3 protein-coding genes are annotated in these 3579 nt (G+C 51.2%); all 3 read right to left on the reverse strand.

Annotated features, from left to right (window positions below; genetic code table 11):
* Nucleotides 1–74 precede the first annotated feature (74 nt).
* On the reverse strand, nt 75–1145 hold the full coding sequence (locus tag AC4MRN_RS20070; RefSeq protein ID WP_491204319.1) for an ankyrin repeat domain-containing protein: 1071 nt from the start codon (nt 1143–1145) through the stop codon (nt 75–77).
* Between the two features lie 12 nt (nt 1146–1157).
* Complete coding sequence (locus tag AC4MRN_RS20075; protein ID WP_073324952.1) at nt 1158–2513, reverse strand: DUF1552 domain-containing protein; 1356 nt, start codon at nt 2511–2513, stop codon at nt 1158–1160.
* On the reverse strand, nt 2482–3579 hold a 1098-nt coding region (locus AC4MRN_RS20080), incomplete at its 5' end, for a DUF1592 domain-containing protein (RefSeq protein ID WP_491204320.1). The genes AC4MRN_RS20075 and AC4MRN_RS20080, both read right to left, overlap by 32 nt.

A 3579-nucleotide genomic window follows, 5' to 3' on the forward strand; every position in this document is an offset into this window, starting at 1 on the left:
CTACCTTGACATGGTAGAGGTCCCCTGTTCGAATCAGGGTAGACGCACCATTTTATACCTTCTTATATATTCTGTCAGATTACGCCACGGCTATTCCTCAAAAGGGCAGCAATGTGTTCGAGCTTATTTTTCTCTGCTATTTCGAAAGGGGTAAGCTGTGGTGGCAGATAGCTCTGCGTTTTAAAGTTGGCTTCATATCGCCATTTCAAACGAGAGGGTTCACTCATTGCTGTGGGATCGGCACCCAACGCGAGTAAAGCACTGACTAACTCTGGTTTATTGGCCTTTACTGCCTGATGCAGTAATTGGTATCCGTCGCGATCATAGGCTGTCAGTTGTGTGTTAATTGCTTCTTTGGCGAGCAAAGAAGGCATGGTTTTAGCGAACCAGGTTAAAAATTCAAAGTTACTGGTATACACCGCTAATTGCGATGCTGTTGCGCCATCCTGAGCGCTGTGAAGTACATCAGCGCCGCGAGCTATAGCTGCCCTAGCAGCATCGAGATGCTGACTCTTAATTGCGAAAAACAATGCGCTGTAGCCTTCATGCGTTTGTTGATTAATGTCTGCACCACTGTCTAGCAGTAGGGTAAGATTATTCACGTTACCGGCATTGGCCGCGAACATAAGCGGTGTCTGACCGTAAGTGTTAGCTCCATTAATCTCTGCGCCTGCCTTGATCATTATTGCAAGCGTATCGCCTGACGCCGACGCCGCACATAAATGAAAGGCACTGGTCCCATCTTCAATCGCGCTGTGTATGTTTGCGCCTTGCTTCAATAAGGCGTTAATAATGGCGCTATTGCCGTATCGACATGCCTGAATCAGCGGGCTGAAGCGGTTACCGCCGGCTACGTTTACTTTGGCACCGTTCTCCAGTAACAAATCTACCAGCGCTGGCGTTTGTGTTTCTATTGCCCAGGCCAGCAAACGGGAGTCATCAGGTAGCGCTGCATTAACATCTATTTCAGTGAGCAGCGTACGAACTTTGTTGCTATCCAGGCTTAGTATGGCTTTTTTGGTTTCAAGTAACCGCTGCTGGTTAGTCTCGGTTAACGAGGTTGAATCAACATGCGCGTAATCCGGTTCGAGCTGACACCCGCTTAGACCTGTAATGATTAGCAGAATACCCGTTTTGAATTTCATTTTATGGTTTCCTTATGCCGTTAAGCCGGCTAGCGGGCCGTTGCTGTCGCCAAATTGTTCAATGGGCACGCCCATGTTTTGTAATACCGATAGCAATAAATTACACATTGGCGTGTGTTTTTCGGCGGCGATATGACGATTGCCGGGCAGCCCGCCACCGGCAAGCAGAATGGGCAAGTCCATATGGTCATGGTCGTTAGATTCGCCAATACAGGCCCCTCGGATCACAAAGGTGTTGTCCAGCAAATTGGACTCGCCATCGGGAATGCTGGCCATTTTTTCCAGATAGTCGGCGAATAGTTGCATGTGGTAGGCATTGATTTTTACCAACTTGTCGATTTTATCCGGGTCATTCGCATGATGACTCAACGCATGATGACCGTCGGGAATGCCCAAGTTGGTGTAGGCGTGATTACTCAATTCGCGGCCGAGCATAAAAGTGCTGACGCGGGTCATGTCGGTCTGCAGGGCGAGCATTTGCAGGTCCAGCATGATTTTTACGTGCTCTTCGTAATCGTGCGGAATATTGGCGGGCACGGAGAGATCAGCAAGGTTCATCTCAATGGTGGTTTGCCGGGCTTTGCTGATACGACGTTCTACATCGCGAATGGATTCCAGATACTGGTCTAGCTTATGACGGTCGTGACTGCCCAGATTGCGATTCAGGCGTTTCGCTTCGTCATGAATGAAATCCAGGATGCTGCCCTTGTGAGCCAGACGCATTTGGCGGGTTGCCTCATCAATGGTATTCCCATCGCCAAACAGGTGTTCAAACACATCACTGGGTGCAACCATGGCGGGTAACGCCTGTGTAGGGCTCTTCCAGGAAATGGTATTGGTATAAGTGCAGCTGTAATTAATATCGCAACTGCCCAACAAACTGGGGGGCTCAATACCCAGCTCCAGGGAAGCCAGTTGCGTATCTTTCGCGAAGAACTGCGCGGCAACCTGGTCTGCTGATATGCCACAGTAAATGTCAGAGCCTTCGGTGGCTTTGGCATGTGCCCCTGTTAAAAAGGCGGGGCAGCTGCGTCCGTGACCCGCGGGCGGATCGCCAAAAGCACTGGCCTGATAGTGCGCCAGCCCTGAAATCACAGTGAATTTATCGCGTACGCCAGACAAGGGTTGAAGCACGGGCGTCATTGTGTAATTTACGCCTGTTTCAGCCGGGGTATAACGCTGCATCCTCACGCCATTCGGGGAATAAAATACGGTCAGCCGCTTGGGGCGGTTCTCCAGCGTCTTCGCCTGGGCTTTGGAAACAAGCGATTCCATAACCGGTAACGTAACCGACACGCCAAGCCCTTTAAGAAATGCACGACGAGTGACACCTTGATCAGTGAATTTGCACGATCTGTTGCTTTTCATTTGTCGTCTCCGGGACGTGTTTTGCGTTAAAAGGAATGCTGGTTGCTACGGCTTCAATAATGCTGTGTATTTGGTACCCATCTTTTCCGGCTTGTTTAACAATTTGCCTGATAGTGGGCTGATCATACGCTTCCAGGCCTCGGCCCAGTGCATAGGTAAGAAGGCGTTCGGAAAAGGCAATTGCGAAACGTTCACGCCGCTCCCACAAAATGTCATGCAGGCCCGGCAATCCCTCAAATTGAGTGCCGTCTGGCATTTGTGCAGACACGTCAATGGGCTGATTGGCGTATTCTGTTCTGAACGCACCAACCGCGTCATATTGCTCGAGGGCGAGGCCTAGCGGATCCATCCGTTTGTGACATGCTGCGCAGACGGGGTCTTCACGGTGGCGCTTTAACTGTTCTCTGGCGGTCAGCGCAACACCGTCATGTTCAGCAACCAGTGCTGGCACATCAGGCGGGGGAGGCGGAGGACTGGCTGCCAACAGGTTGTCCAGTATCCACTTGCCGCGTTTAACTGGCGAGGTGTGATTGGGGTTCGAGGTTAAGGTCAAAATACTGGCCTGACCCAACAAGCCGCCACGGCCTGATTGCGCATCCAGATCTACCCGCCTGAGCGCCTGACCTTTTACGCCGGGTAATCCATAGTGGGCCGCTAGCTGTTCGTTGAGGTAGCTGTATTCGGCGTTGAGAAAGTCAAAGATTGACCGATTGTCCTTTAAAATACGCGTAAAGAATAACCGGGTTTCGCCTTCGATTGACTGGCGCAGCGGTACGGTGAATTGAGGAAATTCAAACACATCTGGCGCATGGTAGGGCAAGTTGCGCAAGTACAGCCACTGGCCTGCAAAATTATCGACCAGTGCCTGGGCTTTGTCTGAACGCAGCATGCGTTGTATCTGCTGGCGAAGTACTGCGGGTTCGCGCAATGTCCCTCGCTGCGCTAAATCAGTCAGGGTCTGGTCAGGAAGGCTACTCCATAAAAACAATGCAAGACGGGCCGCAAAAGCCAGGTCATCAATCTGATAAACCGTGCCTGGCGCTAAACCTGCCGGTGCGGGTTCCTG

The organism is Marisediminitalea sp. (assembly GCF_984433645.1).